The sequence below is a fragment of the Rhizobium sp. WSM1274 genome (assembly GCF_025200775.1).
Lineage (GTDB): Bacteria > Pseudomonadota > Alphaproteobacteria > Rhizobiales > Rhizobiaceae > Rhizobium > Rhizobium leguminosarum_I.
Map to the genome: position 1 here is coordinate 707,984 of NZ_CP104139.1, position 17,988 is coordinate 725,971.

Annotated in this window: 14 protein-coding genes and 3 pseudogenes; 14 read left to right on the plus strand and 3 right to left on the minus strand. The window is 58.8% G+C overall.

All coding sequences use genetic code 11. The features are described 5' to 3' along the window. The first annotated feature begins 344 nt into the window (after positions 1–344). The 10 genes and pseudogenes from ccoN to N2600_RS27505 all read left to right on the plus strand — a co-directional run bounded on the left by ccoN (position 345) and on the right by N2600_RS27505 (position 9,302). Entirely contained in the window at positions 345–1,967 is a 1,623-nt protein-coding gene (gene ccoN / locus N2600_RS27460; RefSeq protein WP_260298948.1) for a cytochrome-c oxidase, cbb3-type subunit I, read from the plus strand. An 8-nt stretch (positions 1,968–1,975) separates the two neighbouring features. Beyond that, on the plus strand, positions 1,976–2,710 hold the full coding sequence (gene ccoO / locus N2600_RS27465; RefSeq protein WP_260298949.1) for a cytochrome-c oxidase, cbb3-type subunit II: 735 nt from the start codon (positions 1,976–1,978) through the stop codon (positions 2,708–2,710). Positions 2,711–2,718: 8 nt separating this feature from the next. Further along, on the plus strand, positions 2,719–2,871 hold the full coding sequence (locus N2600_RS27470; protein WP_003568501.1) for a CcoQ/FixQ family Cbb3-type cytochrome c oxidase assembly chaperone: 153 nt from the start codon (positions 2,719–2,721) through the stop codon (positions 2,869–2,871). A 1-nt stretch (position 2,872) separates the two neighbouring features. After that, positions 2,873–3,736, plus strand: coding sequence for a cytochrome-c oxidase, cbb3-type subunit III (gene ccoP, locus N2600_RS27475; RefSeq protein WP_260298950.1), 864 nt, complete (start codon positions 2,873–2,875; stop codon positions 3,734–3,736). Between the two features lie 11 nt (positions 3,737–3,747). Next, positions 3,748–3,932: pseudogene (locus N2600_RS27480) on the plus strand (hypothetical protein). A 176-nt stretch (positions 3,933–4,108) separates the two neighbouring features. After that, positions 4,109–5,677, plus strand: coding sequence for a cytochrome c oxidase accessory protein CcoG (gene ccoG, locus N2600_RS27485; RefSeq protein ID WP_260298951.1), 1,569 nt, complete (start codon positions 4,109–4,111; stop codon positions 5,675–5,677). Then, entirely contained in the window at positions 5,674–6,159 is a 486-nt protein-coding gene (locus tag N2600_RS27490) for a FixH family protein (protein ID WP_260298952.1), read from the plus strand. Before ccoG ends, N2600_RS27490 begins: the two co-directional genes overlap by 4 nt. Then, positions 6,156–8,441 (plus strand): cation-translocating P-type ATPase, encoded by a 2,286-nt coding sequence (locus N2600_RS27495; protein ID WP_260298953.1) that lies wholly within the window; start codon positions 6,156–6,158, stop codon positions 8,439–8,441. The genes N2600_RS27490 and N2600_RS27495 overlap by 4 nt, the downstream gene beginning before the upstream one ends. Further along, complete coding sequence (gene ccoS / locus N2600_RS27500; RefSeq protein ID WP_003549679.1) at positions 8,438–8,596, plus strand: cbb3-type cytochrome oxidase assembly protein CcoS; 159 nt, start codon at positions 8,438–8,440, stop codon at positions 8,594–8,596. The genes N2600_RS27495 and ccoS overlap by 4 nt, the downstream gene beginning before the upstream one ends. Positions 8,597–8,630: 34 nt before the next feature. Further along, complete coding sequence (locus N2600_RS27505; RefSeq protein WP_011654245.1) at positions 8,631–9,302, plus strand: Crp/Fnr family transcriptional regulator; 672 nt, start codon at positions 8,631–8,633, stop codon at positions 9,300–9,302. A 358-nt stretch (positions 9,303–9,660) separates the two neighbouring features. Here N2600_RS27505 and N2600_RS27510 read toward each other — a convergent pair whose 3' ends face one another. Together N2600_RS27510 and N2600_RS27515 are read right to left on the minus strand one after the other, a co-directional pair. After that, the gene (locus N2600_RS27510) at positions 9,661–10,374 is read right to left on the minus strand and encodes a GntR family transcriptional regulator (protein ID WP_003549684.1); all 714 of its coding nucleotides are present in this window, start codon (positions 10,372–10,374) and stop codon (positions 9,661–9,663) included. A gap of 617 nt (positions 10,375–10,991) precedes the next feature. After that, positions 10,992–11,360, minus strand: a pseudogene (locus tag N2600_RS27515) (IS66 family transposase); the annotation flags it as partial. 274 nt (positions 11,361–11,634) lie between these two features. On the opposite strand from N2600_RS27515, the gene N2600_RS27520 reads away from it, so the two are divergent. Continuing rightward, positions 11,635–11,943: a type II toxin-antitoxin system RelB/DinJ family antitoxin gene (locus N2600_RS27520; protein WP_018068225.1), complete on the plus strand. Its 309-nt coding sequence runs from the start codon at positions 11,635–11,637 to the stop codon at positions 11,941–11,943. Next, entirely contained in the window at positions 11,940–12,233 is a 294-nt protein-coding gene (locus N2600_RS27525; protein ID WP_130728017.1) for a type II toxin-antitoxin system RelE/ParE family toxin, read from the plus strand. The genes N2600_RS27520 and N2600_RS27525 overlap by 4 nt, the downstream gene beginning before the upstream one ends. A 328-nt stretch (positions 12,234–12,561) precedes the next feature. Here N2600_RS27525 and aspS read toward each other — a convergent pair whose 3' ends face one another. Next, the gene (gene aspS / locus N2600_RS27530) at positions 12,562–13,878 is read right to left on the minus strand and encodes an aspartate--tRNA(Asn) ligase (RefSeq protein ID WP_260299460.1); all 1,317 of its coding nucleotides are present in this window, start codon (positions 13,876–13,878) and stop codon (positions 12,562–12,564) included. 431 nt (positions 13,879–14,309) lie between these two features. On the opposite strand from aspS, the gene N2600_RS27535 reads away from it, so the two are divergent. Continuing rightward, positions 14,310–14,933, plus strand: coding sequence for a recombinase family protein (locus N2600_RS27535; RefSeq protein WP_260298954.1), 624 nt, complete (start codon positions 14,310–14,312; stop codon positions 14,931–14,933). 5 nt (positions 14,934–14,938) lie between these two features. Beyond that, positions 14,939–17,975, plus strand: a pseudogene (locus N2600_RS27540) (Tn3 family transposase). Positions 17,976–17,988 lie beyond the last annotated feature (13 nt).

Below are 17,988 nucleotides of genomic sequence, written 5' to 3' on the forward strand. Positions count from 1 at the left end.
AGGTGAAACATAAAGACGACCATTGTCAAATTCGGAGAGTCGAGTTTTCGAGATCTTTGTCATTACGCTCGAGTTGTTCGGCATTTAGCTGAGTTGCGGTGCAGGAAGAAATAAGATTATCGCCGTGGTCAGCGCAATGTCTGGAATGACCGACAAGCTGAAAGCAACATGCTTCCGGCAATCCAGAGAACTGATCCACCAGCAAAACGCGAGATCGAACCGTAGCGCTGTCCCATTTACCGACCCTCTCGTTGACGCAGATCAAGGCGCAATTTGCCGCTTCATGACAGTCCTGGCGAGAAAGACGGCCGCGACGCGGTCGTCGGCGTACTGGGGACGACATCATGAATTACACAACGGAAACGATGGTGATCGCGGTCGCGGCGTTTCTAGCGCTGCTACTAGCCGCATTCGCGCATGATCATCTCTTTGCGGTCCATATGGGGATACTTTGCTTCTGCCTTGCCGCGGGCGCTGCTGTGCTGATCAGGAATGTTGATTTTTCGCCGGCAGGCCAACGGCGGAAAGTCGATATATCAGGCTATTTCGACGAGGTGATACGGTATGGCCTGATCGCCACGGTTTTCTGGGGCGTAGTCGGCTTCCTGGTTGGCGTGGTCATCGCGCTGCAACTGGCCTTTCCCGACCTCAACATCGCCCCTTATCTCAATTTCGGAAGGCTGCGGCCCGTTCACACATCGGCGGTCATCTTCGCCTTTGGCGGCAATGCGCTGATCATGACGTCGTTCTACGTGGTGCAACGCACCTGTCGCGCACGTCTTTTCGGCGGTAGCCTGGCCTGGTTCGTATTCTGGGGTTACCAGCTTTTCATCGTGATGGCTGCGACCGGATACGTTCTCGGAATCACTCAGGCCCGTGAATATGCCGAGCCTGAGTGGTACGTCGACCTCTGGCTGACCATCGTCTGGCTCGCCTACCTCGCCGTGTATCTTGGAACGATCCTGAAGCGCAAAGAGCCGCACATCTACGTGGCAAACTGGTTCTATCTTAGCTTCATCGTCACCATCGCGATGCTGCACGTGGTCAACAACCTGGCGGTTCCCACCTCGTTCCTTGGTTCCAAGAGCTATTCTGTCTTCTCGGGCGTCCAGGACGCGCTGACCCAATGGTGGTACGGCCACAACGCCGTCGGCTTTTTCCTCACCGCCGGCTTCCTGGGCATGATGTACTACTTCGTGCCGAAACAGGCCAACCGACCCGTCTATTCATACCGGCTCTCGATCATCCACTTCTGGGCGCTGATCTTCATGTACATCTGGGCCGGCCCGCATCATCTGCATTACACGGCGCTGCCCGACTGGGCCCAAACGCTCGGCATGGTTTTCTCGATCATGCTCTGGATGCCCTCCTGGGGCGGCATGATCAACGGTCTCATGACCCTTTCAGGCGCCTGGGACAAGATCCGCACCGATCCGATCATCCGTATGATGATCGTCGCCATCGCCTTTTACGGGATGTCGACCTTCGAAGGCCCGATGATGTCGGTGAAAACCGTCAATTCGCTCAGCCACTATACCGAATGGACGATCGGCCACGTGCATTCCGGCGCTCTCGGCTGGGTCGGGATGATCACCTTCGGGGCGATCTACTACCTGACGCCGAAGCTATGGGGACGCGAACGTCTCTACAGCCTGCGGATGGTCAACTGGCACTTCTGGCTCGCAACCCTCGGGATCGTCGTCTACGCCGCCGTGCTTTGGGTTGCCGGCATCCAGCAGGGGCTGATGTGGCGCGAGTACAATTCTCAGGGCTTCCTCGTCTATTCCTTCGCGGAGACAGTCGCGGCGATGTTCCCCTACTACGTGCTGCGCGCGGTCGGCGGAACGCTTTACCTGGCAGGCGGTCTCGTCATGGCCTGGAACGTGTTCATGACGATCCGCGGCCACCTGCGCGACGAAGCTGCAATCCCAACCACTTTCGTGCCCCAACCACAGCCTGCCGAATGAGGTGAGACATGGCATCAATTCTAGATAAACATCAGATCCTCGAGAAGAACGCGACGCTTCTTCTCGTCGGCTCGCTGCTCGTCGTGAGCATCGGCGGCATCGTCGAAATCGCACCGCTGTTCTACCTGCAGAATACGATTGAAAAGGTGGAAGGCATGCGGCCGTATACGCCGCTCGAATTGGCCGGCCGGAACATCTACATCCGCGAAGGCTGCTACCTCTGCCACAGCCAGATGATCAGGCCGTTCCGCGACGAGGTCGAACGCTACGGCCATTATTCGCTCGCGGCCGAGTCCATGTACGATCATCCTTTCCAATGGGGATCCAAGCGAACCGGGCCGGATCTGGCTCGTGTCGGCGCACGTTACTCCAACGAATGGCATGTCCAGCATCTCGCGGATCCACGGGCAGTCGTGCCGGAGTCGATCATGCCGAGTTACGCCTTCCTCAAAGAGCAGAGGGTGACGGTCAAGGACGTGGGAATGGACCTGAAGGCCAACGAGGACGTGGGCGTGCCCTATAACGACGACATGTTGGCGAATGCGGAGGCCGACATGAAGGCCCAAGCCGATCCGAACGCAGATACGACGGCCCTGCTTGCCCGCTATCCGAAGGCGAAGACCGGCGATTTCGACGGCGATCCTGCTGCGCTGACCGAAATGGATGCCCTGGTGTCCTACCTGCAGGTGCTCGGAACGTTGGTCGATTTCTCGACCTACGACGACGCGACCGGCTACCGATGAGGTGATCCATGGAAACCTACACTGCAATGAGACACTTCGCCGACAGCTGGGGCCTTTTGGCAATGGCGGCATTCTTCGTCGGCGCGGTTGTGTTCACCCTTCGCCCAGGCAGCAAGCAAACGGCGAAAGAAGCCGCCGATATTCCCTTGAAGGACGATTGAGATGTCGGAAAAACATATCGATGAATTTAGCGGCGTCGAAACGACCGGACATGAATGGGACGGCATCCGCGAGCTCAACAATCCGATGCCCCGCTGGTGGGTGTGGACCTTCTACGCCACCATCGTCTGGGCCTTGGGTTATGCGATCGCATATCCCGCGATTCCGATGGTTACCGACGCCACGAAGGGCATGCTGGGTTTCTCCAGCCGCGCCGAGTTGCAGCAAAACCTGGATCAGGCCAAAGCATCGCAGACGACGCTGCGTGATCTGATCGCCGCCAAGACGGTGCACGAGATCGACTCCGATTCAGCCCTTCGCGAATTCGCGGTCGCCGGCGGCGCGTCTGCATTCAAGGTGAACTGCGCGCCGTGCCATGGCTCGGGAGCAAGCGGCGGCCCGGGATTTCCGAACCTCAACGACGACGATTGGCTGTGGGGTGGAGACCTGGATGCCATCCAGGCGACGATCGCGCATGGAATTCGCTTCGACGAGGATACGGACACTCATGCTTCCGAGATGCCGCCCTTTGCCGATGTTCTGGATCCCCTCCAGACAAGGCAGATCGCGGCTTACGTCTGGGGACTGACCAATACACCGTCGGACCCCGGCCTCGCAGAGGCCGGAAAACAGGTCTTCGTCGATAACTGTGCCGCATGTCACGGCGACGACGCCAAAGGAAAAGCGGAAATGGGCGCGCCGGATCTCGCCGATGCGATCTGGCTGAAGGCACGCGGCGAGGATGCGATCATCCGTCAGGTGGCTGCTCCCAAGCATGGCGTCATGCCTGCCTGGACAGGGCGTCTCGGCGATACGACCGTCAAGGAACTTACCATTTTCGTGCATTCGCTTGGCGGCGGGACGTGAGGAGAAAAGCCATGGCAGTTCACGGCCACAACCCGATCCTCGATCTCTATGGCACGCCGCGCGCCACCATACGATCGCGTGTGTCGGCGCGCGCCAAGGCCACGCCGCCCCGTCCGATCAGGACGACCCGGCAAAGATCGGCAGTTCGATTGTCAGTTTGACCTGTCTCAAAGACCACGGGCAGACAAGCCGCTAGCTGTAGACTTGTCGAGGACGTCCCAGCGGTGGTTGTTCCCCCGCAGCTCCTGCAGGCCGCGCCCTCTCTCCAGGGCGTGGCCTTTTCCTTTCGCGGGAAGGCCTTGTCTCTTGATCTGCATCAAGGAACGAATGCGCGGCAGATGGGACAAGGGTGGGTGAAATCGGATAGGTCCCATGAACCTCTACACTGCACCAGATCCCGATAACATCGAGCGGCTCAATGTCGAGCCGGTCAATGCCCGTCGCAACCGGCAGCCTCTCTACGCACCTCGGAGGAAGGTTTTTCCCAAACGTGCAGAGGGACAATTCCGTCGGTTCAAGTGGATCGTCATGCTGGTTACGCTCGGCATCTACTATCTCGCGCCATGGATTCGCTGGGATCGCGGTCCTTACGCGCCTGACCAGGCAATCCTCATCGACCTTTCCTCACGGCGCTTCTTCTTTTTCTTCATCGAGATCTGGCCTCAGGAATTTTATTATGTAGCGGGTCTCCTGGTCATGGCCGGGTTCGGGCTGTTTCTCGTCACTTCCGCGGTTGGCCGTGCATGGTGCGGCTACGCTTGTCCGCAGACGGTCTGGGTTGATCTTTTTCTCGTCGTCGAACGTGCGATCGAAGGCGATCGAAACGCGCGAATGAAGCTTGACGCTAGCCCCCTGAGCTTTGCCAAGCTGAGGAAGCGTGTCGTCAAACACTTGATCTGGCTGCTGATCGGCATCGTCACAGGCGGAGCGTGGATCTTTTATTTTGCCGACGCGCCGAGCCTGCTTGTTTCGCTGTTCACCGGCCACGCTCCTGCAGCCGCCTACACCACCGTCGCCATCCTTACTGCGACGACCTATGTGCTCGGCGGTCTCATGCGCGAGCAGGTGTGCACCTATATGTGTCCGTGGCCACGCATCCAGGGTGCGATGCTCGACGAAAATTCTCTCGTCGTCACCTACAATGACTGGCGAGGCGAGCAGCGGTCGCGTCACGCCAAGAAGGCTTTGGTCAATGGCCTATCGGTCGGGGATTGCGTGGATTGCAATGCCTGCGTGGCGGTGTGTCCGATGGGAATCGACATTCGCGACGGACAGCAGATGGAGTGCATCACATGCGCGCTCTGCATCGACGCCTGCGACGGTGTCATGGACAAGCTCGGAAAGCCTCGCGGCCTGATCGCCTACGCCACGCTGAGCGAATACTCGGGCAACATGTCGCTTGCCACCGACGAAGGACGAACGGCCGTCCAACCGTCCAGAGTTCGAAACGAGGATGGGACCTTCGTTCCGGCGATCCGGCACTTCAACTGGCGGATCATCTTTCGTCCGAGAACCGTGTTTTACGCAATCGCCTGGTCGTCGGTCGGCGTGGCGATGCTCGTCCATCTCACCTTTCGGGAGCGCCTTGAACTCAACGTCGTTCACGACCGAAACCCCCAATATGTTCTGGAAAGCGACGGCTCGCTGCGGAATGGCTACACGCTTCGTGTCCTGAACATGGTGCCGAAGCCGAGGGATGTGAACATAAGCCTGGTCGGGCTGGAGGGGGCGACGATGCGCATTCCCGAGTTCGGCAAGGAAGACGCTCGCAGCTTTACGGTCCATGCCGAACCCGACGCGGCCACGACGCTGAAGGTCTTCGTTACGCGCAAGCCTACCGGAGCCGCGATCAATGAATTTCTGTTCGTTATCGAAGATACCGAGCATGCCGACCGGGCAACCTACCGCGCGGCGTTCAATGCACCGGGAGACATCAAATGAAGACCTCCGCTCAAGGTTTTACAGGCTTGCACATGCTGCTTTCGACCTCGGCATTCTTTGGCGTGGTGATCGCGGTGAACGTCACCATGGCCTTCTATGCCTCTTCCAGCTGGAGCGGTCTGGTCGTGGAAAACACCTATGTCGCCAGTCAGGAGTTCAACCGCAAAGCGGCGGCGATGAAGGCAATGGCCGCTTCCGGCATCGAGGGCAACCTCTCCATAAAGGGGCACGAGATCCGCTACTATATTCACGACAAGAGCGGATCGCCTGCGATCGTCGACGACGTCATTCTGAATTTCAAACGTCCGGTCGGAGACCACGAGGACTTCCTCCTTACGCTCATGAAGACAGCCGCGGGGCGGTTCGAAGCGGAGCATGATCTAGCCGACGGTGACTGGATCGTCGAGGCCATCTCGCGAAACGGCGGCGTGGTCGTCATGCATGAGGCAAAACGCATCGATACCGCGGAGTTAGGCCAGTGAGCTGCTGTACCATGGACGCGGAAAGCGTGCTTGCCCTCAGCACGACATCATTCAGTGCCGAAGAGGTTCGCCTTGCCAGCCAGCCGCTCGGCGAAGGATTGCGCCAGCTGGACCTGAGCGTCCCCGACGCCCACTGCGGTGGCTGCATTTCGACCATCGAAAGGGCGTTGTTGGCGCTTTCCTTCGTCAAGACAGCGCGAGTTAATCTCACGGCTCGAAGGGTGAGCTGCGTCTACCAGGAGGAGATGGAGACACGCGCAACCGATCCGTCCAAGATCCTGGCAGCGATCAACTCGTCCGGATATCGCGCGCATCTCTTCACGCCCTCAGCTCCCGAGAACGACAAGACCAGAAATCAACTTCTCCTCGCGATCGGCGTGTCCGGTTTTGCGGCCGCCAACATCATGTTGCTCTCGGTATCGGTCTGGTCGGGCGCAGATGCTGCGACGCGCGACATGTTTCATTGGATCTCGGCGATGATAGCAGCGCCCGCGCTGGTTTATGCGGGGCGCTTCTTCTTCAGATCGGCCTGGAATGCGCTGCGGCACTGGCGCACCAACATGGACGTTCCGATTTCGCTCGCCGTGACGCTCTCCTATGCCGTTTCATTGTGGGAGACCGTCCATCACGGCGAGCATGCCTGGTTCGACGCTTCGGTCTCGCTGCTCTTCTTCCTGCTGATCGGCAGAACCCTCGATCATGTCATGCGGGAAAAGGCTCGGGCGGCGATCAACGGACTCGCAAGACTGGCGCCGCGCGGAGCATTGCTGATCAATCCGGACGGGTCGCGACGCTACATTGCGGTAGAAGAGATCGCGGCGGGGGATGAAATCTCGATAGCCGCAGGCGAACGGGTTCCCGTCGATGGCATCGTCGTCAGCGGAGAAAGTGACGTGGACCTCTCCATCGTCACCGGCGAGAGCAGCCCGGTCGCCGTCGTCAGCAACAGCGAAGTGAGTTCCGGGGCGATGAATCTGACCGGCTCCCTCGTGTTGCGGGCGACGAGAATTGCCAAGAATTCGCTTCTCTCGGAGATCATCGGCCTCATGGAAGCCGCCGAGGGCGGAAGAGCTCGCTATCGCAGGATCGCCGATCGCGCTGCGACGCTCTATTCCCCGGTCGTGCATCTGCTGGCGCTGGTCTCCTTCCTTGCCTGGGGCCTCCTGGGCGGAGACTGGAAACAGGCCATGCTGGTCGCCGTAGCGGTGCTGATCATTACCTGCCCATGCGCATTGGGTCTTGCCGTACCCGTGGTCCAGGTCGTCGCCGCGGGCGAACTTTTCCGGAAGGGCATCATGGTGAAGGACGGCTCAGCACTCGAAAGACTGGCCGAGACCGACACCGTGGCCTTTGACAAGACGGGCACCTTGACGATCGGCAGTTCGCGCCTTGTCAGAGTGGACGCCATGGACGAGAGCGCCACCGCGATCGCCCGTGGATTGGCGGCGCATTCACGGCATCCCCTTTCTCGGGCCCTGGTACGAGACACCGAGACCGACCTCATGTCCTTCGACATCGTCACGGAAATCCCCGGCGGGGGACTGGAAGCCAGGAACGGAGCAGATGTCTATCGATTGGGCAACGCGGCGTTTGCCTGCGGAACCAGCGTCGTGCCCCGCACCGCCGACAGTCCGTTCTCGGAAGTGGTCCTGTCGAAGAATGGCGTCGATCTTGCTCGCTTCTTCTTCGATGACACGCTTCGTCCGGGTGCTTGCGAGGCCATCGACCGGCTCGATGCAGCCGGCCTTGAAACGCTGATCGTGTCCGGAGACAGGCAGACCGTCGTCGACAATACGGCGCATGCCCTGGGTATCGACAGGGCTTTGGGCTCTCTGACGCCGAAACAGAAGGTCGAGGAATGCCAGAGGCTGAATGGCGAAGGTCGTCGCGTGCTCATGGTTGGCGACGGGATCAACGACGCCCCGGCACTTGCTGCCGCGCATGTCTCGATGGCGCCGGCCACAGCCTCCGATATCGGCAGACAGGCGGCCGACCTGGTTTTCTTCAACGATCGCCTTGACGCTGTTCCGGAAGCGATCGCCGTTGCGCGACGATCCGCCAGCCTCATCCGGCAGAACTTCGCTCTCGCCATCGGTTACAACGTTCTAGCAGTGCCGATCGCCATCGCCGGATTGGCGACGCCGCTGATAGCGGCGGTGGCAATGTCGACATCCTCGATCATCGTGGTGACGAACGCCCTGCGCCTGAACGCCTTCGGCAAGCGTCGGGATATGCACATTCGAGGGCGGATCGGCAGGAGTGCGGAGGTCAAAGCCGCATGAACATGTTGATCTATCTCATACCGATCGCGCTGTTGATGGGAGGAATAGGGCTCCTGGCATTCCTTTGGTCGCTGAAGAGCGGCCAGTATGACGACCTTCAAGGCGCCGCCTGGCGGATCCTCGCCGAGGACGAAACCGATCAACGAGAACCCTGACCGCACAGTGGGTCCAAACACGAAAGGAAGATGGATGCTTGCGAAAAATTCTATGCTTCTGCAGTCTGACCTGTTTGCTGGCTTGGATCAGGCGACTGTGGAGCAATTCACCGGAACGGCTGAGTTTCGAACCTTCGCCGCTGACGAGAAGATCGTAGCCGAGGGCCAGCAGGAATCGTTCGTCTACTGCGTCATGAACGGGTTTGTGCGACTTTCAAAATCGGAATCCGCCGGGCGCGAAGCGGATATCTGCGTGTGCGAGCCGGGCGACACCTTTGGAGAATATCTACTCGCGGGGGGCGGCTCCTACGCTTATAGCGCGCGGTCCGCCGACGGGGCCGAGGTCGCGCTGTTTGCGCTTGCGGAGTTGCAGGCGTTCGCCGACCAACATCCGGTCGTACACAGGAACGTCATGCGCATCATGGGCAGGCACCTGCTGGGCGCGATGGATTGTATTGCCGGAGACCGCTTGCTCACAGCCGCGCAACGGGTGGCAAACTACCTTATGAGCCGCTGCCCCGCCTCGGCGGCCACCTCGCGGGTTACGTTCCGCCTTCCTTACCGAAAGCGAATCCTGGCCGGCAAACTGGGACTGGCGCCGGAAGCCCTTTCCCGCGCGTTTGCGGCGCTCGCCCCGTCGGGGGTCGAAGTCAGAGGCAAGGTCGTCCTCGTCGATAGCGTCGACCTGCTGCGGGAGGCATGTTAACCATTGGATCACCGGGCCACATGTTGAAGTTCGCCGCGCTGTTCCTGCCATTAACTACCATGTCAATGGGGTACCTGTTCGCCGCAGACTCAAGCCTCTCAAGGCCTCCACACACTACGAGTTCATTTGCAAAGCATGGGCTTCATAACCCGAGCGCTTCACCAGATTCGCTCTATCTAATGCCAGGTCTAAACATCCAGCGCGTGCCAATCATTTTATTATCTATCGCGGAGTTCGGGGAACCGGAAGAATCCGACTAGCCCAATAGTGTCGATCCTATTAGTAACGCAATGATGCGGGCATTTATTCCGACATAGGCTTTAAATGCTCGAGCCGAGTGCTTCAGATTACGGCGATATCACAAGCTTTTCGCGTGCCCAGGAAGCCCTGTTAACCCACGTTCGTTCACCTCTTGTACGACCCTTGGGACGGCATCGCGTTCTAGGTCAAGGTGGTTCATCAACGCGGACTCCACCAAGTTTGTCGCGGCGCCTAGTTCAGACATTGCGGCAATTAATTTCTCGAGGCTTTCGACAAATGCGGGCCTAAGTTCCGACGCAGTTATTTCCATTCGTAGAGGGTGAGTGCAAAAACAGAATCGTTGAACGATTTTACATGCCTCGCAATTCGATGCTTCTTCGGCGATTCTAGTAAATATCGCTTCTGCCGTTAGGGCGAGTTCGTCGGGGGACAATTTATCTGCCACGGCCCAGCTCTCTGGGATCTGCGGCCGCTTTCGATTCAACGCCGAGATTAGCGTCTCACTTCCAACAACATAAAAATCTAACAGAGTACCCTCCAACATCGGCCTGGTGAAAAAGCCCTTCTGAGGGATGTATTGGATCTTCCCTTCAGCTGCTAGTCGCTGAAGTGCTTCGCGAATTGGTGTTCGACCAAGATCAAGATTAGACGCCAGATCCTGTTCCCTGAGATGTTGCCCCGGCACACGGCCGTTATTGTGGAGAATTCGTCGAATAGCATCGTAGGCAATATCGGCCTTTGCAGGTTCTGGTTCAGTAGAAAAGTTTGTGTCAGCCCCACGCTGTGGGGGCGCGTTCTTGCAACACCGCATTTGATGGTTTTCCTCTGTCGATGTCCTTCGGGGACCCTACAGGAGCTTATTCATTGATATCGGGCGGCGTTCCGATTCAAGGCCGAATTAATTGGCCTCACCATATCGGCACGCGTTTTAACCCAGGCGAGATTCGGGACCTTTATAACAGCCGCGGCCGCAGCTGGCCGCTATCGCACTCTCTCGCCGCTGAGTTCAACGGAATGGGGCAAGAGGAAGCTGTCACGTTCTCCATCTAGGAGGGCGATCTTCATCTCTGGCCTGTCGGATCTGATTTTGTCTGGGTGCATGTTGTCACGTCGGTTCACCTAAGCCTCCCGTCGCTGACCGGGGTAGACCCCCGTGCCGCTTGTTGACCAGATCTAGACGGCGCTCCGCCATATATCAACACATAACATTGATATTTTTTTTGATATATTTTGGCCTATCGCGCCACCTTAACGTTTTGTTTTTTCTGCTGTTGGCAAAGAACTCAGGCAGCGTCTAATTAGTGACGCATTATCCAGCCCGCTGAAAGGTTTGCGCGGATTTCCGAGTTGGCGATTCCGGTTGGCGGATCGAAAAAGCTCTGGGTGTTTAGTCCCGGCATTTGATGGTGCATTATTTTCGTTAGAATGGAGGGAGGCACTATGGGCCCTAGTAGCCGAGACGAGAGGAGCTAGCAGACTGGATGCGCGACCGACCCAGTCAGCCATTACGGATCGCGAGATGTCTATCCCTAACCGCTCGTACATCTCGGATAAGCGATAGAGGGGAATGTGATCGTCGAATTTAGCGATCATGATATGGGCGGGCAGTCCCGGCCCGGGTTTGCCGCGCTCGATCGGCAGGATCGGCATCTCGCCAGCTACCGTCGTATCGCCATCCCTGCAGATCATGCGCTTTTCGACATGGCGGACAATCTTAACCGACGCCGGCACGTGCTCCAACACCTGGACCACCCTGTCGGCCGCCTTCAGGAACGATGCGCCACCACAGGTCGGGCAGATGCCGACGTTCCGCGTCACTTCACAGCGGCGTCACCGTCGGCTTCGTTTTGTTTCTGTTGATTGAAAAAGAATCGTGATCGCCCGCACTTCCTACCAGGCAAACCGCCATGCATACCGCATTGTCGGGGGAACAACCTAGTTCCATAAATCAACGTTATCCCATACATTCAAGAGCAACCCGAGGAACGAGAACGGGCGAAGGCGGTCCTAAAAGCACTATGGCGTTTGTCATTCATTTGCATTATCATGTCGCCGAAAAGTGGAGAACGCTATGGCTGCAAATGCACTGGTACAAACTCGTATCGATGCCGAGGTTCGGGATCGTGCCTCCGCAGTGCTCGGAAATATGGGGCTGACCGTATCTGATGCGGTTCGTATCTTACTCACCCGAACGGCCAACGAAGGTGCGCTGCCGCTGGAGCTTCTTTCAGGCAGCGAGGCCCATGACGCTTGGTTTCGCACCAAGGTACTTGAAGCGCTGAACGATATTCGACCAGACGTATCAGATGATGAAGTCGAGGCGCATTTCGCTGAACGTCGAGCGGCAGCCCGCCTTAACGCGGGTGCGCGCAAGTCGTGAAGCTTACCTGGTCTGCGTTCGCGTTATCGGATCGCGACGCCATTTTCACATACATAGAAGCAGAAAATCCGTCAGCCGCCATACTGGTCGACGAGCGGATCGTTGCTGCCGTCCGTCGGTTAGTAGATTTTCCTGCGAGCGGTCGTGTTGGCAGAATTGCCGGCACCCGCGAACTGGTGATTAACGGCACACCGTACGTCGCGGCATATGCAATTACCGAAACAGCGGTTCGTATTCTTCGCATCCTCCATGGCGCGCAGGAATGGCCAGACACTTTGCCAAAGCGCTAGGCCTTGTTCTCGTGCTGAGTATCAACGGGTCGGTGGTTCGAATCTTTTCAAGGCGGCCATGTGGCCTACGAAGACATCGCCTCACTGCACCTCGTTGACATAGCGGTGGTTGGGGGTTGAGTAGCAGCGGAGCAGAAAACCTACACAAGCCGCCCGCGGCAAGACGGGCGGGGCCGCCGAGACGGCAGACCGCATTGGGGTGATGGAAAGCGGAATGGCGGCTTTCATGGCGCATGCGAGCTAAACAGACGTCCGGTTCAGCTGACGGCCATTCGAAAACCACAGTCGGCGTGCTGATCGAGGCACGCCGACCACTGCATTTACTCTGTTAAGGGCGCAGTCGCTTGGGTGTGCGGCTCAACAGCGTAACCTCCCTGATACTCGCAGCGTTGAGCAGGCGCATCAGGATGCGGCCAAGTCCTACGCCCATGCCACCATGCGGGGGGCAGCCGAAGCGGAAGAAATCGAGGTAGTCGGACAGGCTGTCGAGCCGCATTCCGCGTTCCTGCGCCTGAGCCACCAGACGATTATGGCGGTGCTCGCGTTGCGCCCCAGTCGTGATCTCCAGCCCGCGCCAGAGCAGGTCGAAACCTTTGGTAAGGTCGGGACGATCCTCGTGGCGCATATGGTAGAAGGCGCGACCACTGGCGGGATAGTCAGTAATGAAGACGAACTCATGGTCTGTTTCGGCAGCTATGTGTTCGCATAGCAGGCGCTCGCCTTCGGCATCGAGATCATCGTGGCGGGCTGGAACATGGCCGAGCCGAGCAAGAATGGCCAGTGCTTCGGAAAAGGTAACCTTGGGAAACGGCAACGACGGCGGAGCGATGCTGACGCCGTAAAGTGCCTCGATCTGGGGGCCATGAACCTCGACCACGGTGCCGATGGCATGGGCAAGCCAGCGTTCTTCAAACGCCATCAATTCGTGATGGTCTTCGATCCAGCCCATCTCCATGTCGATGGAGGGGAACTCGGTTTCGTGCCGCGAGGTGAACGACGGCTCAGCGCGAAACACCGGGCCGATCTCGAACACCCTTTCCATGCCGCCGGCGATTGCCATCTGCTTGTAAAATTGTGGCGACTGAGCCAGGAAAGCTTTGGTGTCAAAATATTTGACAGCAAACACTTCAGCGCCGGATTCGCTGGCTGTTCCCATAAGTTTGGGCGAATGAATTTCGCAAAAGCCGTTCTGCTGCCAAAAGGCCCGCATTGCCGCTTCCAGCGTCGTCTGCACGGTAAAGACTAATTGTTGTCCAGGATAGCGCAGGCTGACCTGGCGGTGGTCCATCCATTTCTCCGGGCCGGAATCATACGCGATGGGTAGTTGGGGATCGGCCAATCCGCAGATCTCGACGCTTTCGATCAAGATTTCGAGACCGCCTAGCTTGACGGAGGGAGCAGCCACGACAGTGCCGATGACGATCACCGCGCTTTCAGGCGTCAGTGCGTCGAGAGCGCCGGTGAGGGCTGTATTGTCTTTGCTTTGAGTGAGCTGAACCTTGCCGGTCGGGTCACGCAGGACGATGAAGCGCATACGCTTCTGATCGCGAATGGCTTCGACAAACCCCTGCAGCTTTACGCGATGCCCGATGCACTGGGACAGCTCGGCAACAAGAGATCGGCTCAAGGATGAAAAAGGGGACATGACTTTCTCCGGGGATGAAAGCCGGATCGGAGAAGCCAACACCTTCAGCCCTTCCGAAACCGGCAGGGCTGTGGTGATCAACGAGCTACGCTATAACGCGCGCACGCCATCCACGACCCCGAAGGGGCCATTATTATTGACGGCAATGTTACGTTGCATGCTCATGGCTGAAGTTTATACACAAGGATGGAGCAGTGTAAACAGTCAACGCTGTTGAGGTCTGCTTTCGAGCGCATCCTCGGGGGCCCGAACGGCCGAAATGGGGGTCGGTTCCTGTCGTCCCGGCCTCTCCAACAAACCCCGGTTTGATATGTTGATGTGGAGCCAATCGCAAAGTCGTTGGAAAAGCCGCCGAATTTCATAAATACCCGTGCAGAAACCTATAGCCGATAAACTCCCTTCCTAAGTTAATGTGAAACGGGGGAGCGCCAATGCTGATTGGTTATATGCGGGTTTCGACCAGCGAGCAGAATCTCGACCTTCAACGTGATGGGCTGGAGAAAGCCGGGTGCGAGAAGATCTATGATGACGTGTGCTCCGGCCGCGCCACCGACCGTCCCGGCTTGGCAAGGGCGCTCGAGATCGCGCGGGCCGGTGATGCGGTCGTCGTGTGGAAACTCGATCGCATCGGAAGATCGCTTCCGCATGTTGTCGGCCTAATGAACGACCTGCAGAAACGCGGGGTCGGGCTCAAGGTGCTGACTGGCGACATGGACACGACCACGACGACCGGCCGGCTCGTCTTCGGTATCCTCGCGACACTGGCTGAGTTTGAGCGTGACCTCATCCATGAGCGCACGATGGCAGGCCTTGCAGCGGCGCGCGCGCGTGGCAGAGCTGGTGGTCGCCCGCGGGTGATGACCCGCAAGAAGCTGAAGGCCGCCATGGCGATGATGGCCGATAGGGATAACGCCGCCCGTGATGTCGCCGCCGAACTCGGCGTATCCTTGTCGACCCTCTATGCCTATGTCGATGCGAAAGGAAAACCGCGTGAACGGGCTAACGAGTTGCTGACCCGGCGCTCGACGAAGCGCGATGCCACAGTGCAGGCCTGACGACCTTGCCGGTTGGATTCCTGAGCGACAACCAGGCGCGAGAATATGGCCGCTTTCCAGGCGAACTGACGCCAGACCAATTGGCCCGCTATTTCCACCTAGACGACGCGGATCGCGCGTTTGTTGCCTTGCACCGGGGTGATCACAATCGCCTGGGCGTCGCCGTCCAACTCGGCTCGCTGCGCATGCTCGGTATGTTCTTGGAAAAGCCGGAAGACGCTCCTGTTTCAGCGCAGCGCTTCACCGCTCGCCAGCTTTCTATTGCCGAACCCGAAGGGCTGATCGCCGAATATGCCCGCAGCGAGGGGCGGTGGCGACATGCGCCGCGGATTAGGCAGCAGTATGGCTACCGGACCCATACCGATTACGGTGTCGCTTTTCGTCTCAACCGCTTCCTCTATGCCCTGTGTTGGACCGGATCGGACCGTCCTTTGGCGCTTTTCGACCGGGCCGTCGCATGGTTGCTGGAAGCTAAGGTTCTTCTACCTGGCAAGTCTGTGCTGGAAAGAGCCGTGGCAAGGGTTCGTGCGCGGGCGACCAGCCGACTGCACAGATTGCTGATCGAAGCTATGACGCCAGAGCAGCGGGCACGGCTCGATAGCTTGGTCACGATCCCCGAAGGTGACAGACAAAGTCCGCTCGACCGGCTGCGCGATGGTCCCTATATTCAAAGCGGCCGGGAGATCAGCCGCGCGCTCGGGCGTCTGGAAGAGATCCGTACTCTTGCGAACGGATTGCCTTCCATCGACCGCTTGCCGCAGGCTCACGGCCCTGGCAAGGTTTGCCAGCTCCGCAAAGGCTCAGGCCGTTTCGCGACTGCCGGACGATCGGCGCGCCGCAAACCTGCTGGCCTTTATCCGGACCCTTGAGGCTTCCGCCGCGGATGATGTCATCGACCTGTTCGATGCGGTCACGACATCGATGGTGTCGGAGGCATCTAAAGCAGCCAAACAGGCCCGGCTACGGTCTCTGCGCGATCTCGATGCTGCAGCACTGAAGCTGCGAGAAGCGGCGATCGTCATCCTCGATCCCCAAACGCCCGACGATGCTGTCCGCACGGCGATCTTCGACCTGATCAACAGGCAGACGCTCGACGCAGCCGTCGAGCGCGTCGGCACCCTCGCGGAACCTCACGACGACACCTATTTTACCGAACTCAGGAAGCATAATCGCAAAATAGCCTATACGCCGCGCCTGCTTGCCGGCCTTGATCTCGGAGCGGCTCCCGCCGGTCGCCCTTTGCTGGAAGCAGTTCACTACCTCCGTGTCGTCCAAACCGGACGCAAATGCACAGGTCCGCCGCCTACCGCTTTTGCGCCGAAGACATGGCTTCCTCAGTTGAAAACCCCTGACGGCGCTGTCGATCTCACGGGCTATAAACTCTGCGTTCTCGACGGGCTTCGTCGCGCCATTCGTCGGCGCGACATCTTTCCGGTTCGCTCCCTGCGCTATGCCGATCCACGCAAGGGGCTGCTCTCAGGCCCGGCATGGGAAGCAGCACGTCCAACCGTGTGCCGGACTGTCGGGGTGTCAAGCATCGCCGGTGAAGAAATCCGCCGTTTGTCGAGCCGGCTCGATCTTGCCTATCGAGAAACTGCTGGTCGTGTCCCGATGAACCCGGCCGTCACCATCGTCCATACCTCGGAAGGTCAGGACCTTTCCCTCGAACGCCTGGAAAAGATCGAGGAACCGCCAAGCCTGACCGCACTGCGTGCGGCGATCGACGCACGCCTGCCCAGGCTCGATCTGCCAGAACTGATCATGGAGATGCATGCGAGAACCGGATTCGCCGACCTCTTCAACCATGCCAGCGAGGGCGGCTCGCGCGCGGAAAACATCGCGACCAGTCTCTGTGCCGTGCTTGTGGCCGAGGCGACCAATACCGGCTTCGAGCCTCTGGTCCGCCTCGATATGCCGGCGCTTCGACGCTCGCGGCTGAGCTGGGTCAAGCAGAACTTCCTGCGCGCCGAGACGCTGACTGCCGCAAATGCCGCCCTCGTCGCGGCGCAAAACGCCATCCCGCTGGCGAGAAAATGGGGCGGCGGTGATGTTGCTTCCGCCGATGGATTGCGGTTCGTCGTACCGGTCCGCACCATTCATTCCGGCCCCAATCCTCGGTATTTTGGGCAGGAGCGCGGTGTCACCTGGTATAACCTTGCCTCCGATCAGTTCACTGGTCTCAACGCCATGACAGTTCCAGGCACTCTGCGCGACAGCCTCAATCTCCTCGCTATCGTGCTGGAACAGGAGGCCGAGCTGCAACCGACTGAGATTATGACCGATACGGCCGGATATACCGATACAATCTTCGGCATATTCTATCTGCTCGGGTACCAGTTCAGCCCCCGTATCGCGGATGTCGGCGGGGCAAGGTTCTGGCGTGTCGATACTAAAGCCGATTACGGCATTCTCGATGATATCGCATCGAACAAGATCAACATGAAGCTAATTGCCGACCATTGGGACGATCTGCTGAGGCTTGCCGGCTCGCTCAAGCTCGGCGTCGTCCAGGCTGCGGGCCTCACCCGAACCCTGCAGACTAATGACCGGCCAACCCGTCTCGCTCGCGCCCTGCAGGAGCTCGGCCGCCTCATCAAGACACTCTACCTCCTGCGCTTCATCGATGATGAAAGCTACAGACGCCGTATCCTCGTCCAGCTCAATCGCGGTGAAGGTCGCTACCAGCTCGCCCGCGTCATTTTCCACGGAAAGCGCGGCGAACTGCGCCAGCATTATCGAGAGGGCCAGGAAGATCAGCTTGGGGCGCTCGGCCTGGTCGTCAATCTCGTCGTGCTCTGGAATACGATCTATATGGATGCCGCTATCGACCAGCTTGTGGCAGAAGGCTACGTGGTAAAGCCGGAAGATGTCGCGCGCCTGTCGCCACTCGGCTTTAAACACGTCAACATGCTTGGCCGATATGCCTTCACGCTTCCTGAATTCGTCGCCCGCGGCGAGCTCAGGCCGCTGCGCGATCCGGAACGCCACCGACCCGGACGACGAGCCATGAAACTATCGGACGGTACATTTACCAACCGATAGCCCCCGAGGAGGT